The sequence below is a fragment of the Actinotalea ferrariae CF5-4 genome (genome assembly GCF_000603945.1).
Classification (GTDB): domain Bacteria; phylum Actinomycetota; class Actinomycetes; order Actinomycetales; family Cellulomonadaceae; genus Actinotalea; species Actinotalea ferrariae.
Map to the genome: position 1 here is coordinate 1 of NZ_AXCW01000527.1, position 851 is coordinate 851.

Sequence of the window (851 nt, forward strand, 5' to 3'; positions counted from 1 at the left end):
AGGGCCGGGTCGGCCTGGGCCGGGCGCCGCACCCGCGGCTCGGTCTCCGCGACGACGACGAGCTGCTGCGTCCCCCGCGGTCCGACCCCGACGACGGCGGCGCGCACCACCCGTCCGCCGGGGACCTGCGCGTCCTCGGCCCTCTGCTCGGGGCCCACGGGCGTCACGACGCCGTCGGCCGTCACGACGACGTGCGCGAGCCGGCCCTCGACCCAGAGCCGGCCGTGCGCGTCGAGCCGCCCGACGTCACCGGTCCGGTGCCAGCGCAGGCCGTCGGGGGCGACGTCGTCGGGGTGGACCGCGCGGCTCGCCCGCTCGGTCAGCCACAGGCGGTCGTAGTGGTCGCGCACGTGGGGCGCGGCGACGACGACCTCGCCCGTCGCCTCCGCGTCGGTGGTGAGCCGGCCGGTCGCGGCGCCGTCGTCGTCGAGCGGGCTGATCCGGACGTGGACGCCGGGCGCGGGCGTCCCGACGCACACGCCGCCCGCGGCCCCGCCGTCGCCCGCCGCGCGGATGCCGTCGAGCGTGATGTCGGTGAGCAGCAGGCCCTCCGTCATGCCGTACGGGGTGTGCGCGGTGGCGTGCGGCATGAGGCGGGAGGCACGCGTGAGCAGCCGCTCCGGGACGGGGGCGCCGGCGGACAGGAAGGTGCGCACCCGGGCGAGGACGTCGCGGTCCTCCGGCTCGAGGTCGTGCGCGGTCGCGACGACGTTGGCGATCGCGGCGGGCGAGAGGAACAGCGTGACCCCCGCGCGGTGGTGGTCGGCCCACGGCGACGCGCTCGGTGAGGCGCTCGGCGAGGCGCTCGGCGCACCGGACGAGCCCGCGCCGGCCGTCCCAGGCCCCCCGCC

General features: G+C 79.4%; 1 protein-coding gene. It reads right to left on the reverse strand.

All coding sequences use genetic code 11. From position 1 onward, the window contains the following. A partial coding sequence (locus N866_RS19165) for an AMP-binding protein (protein WP_034229921.1) occupies nt 1–851 on the reverse strand: 851 nt, incomplete at both ends.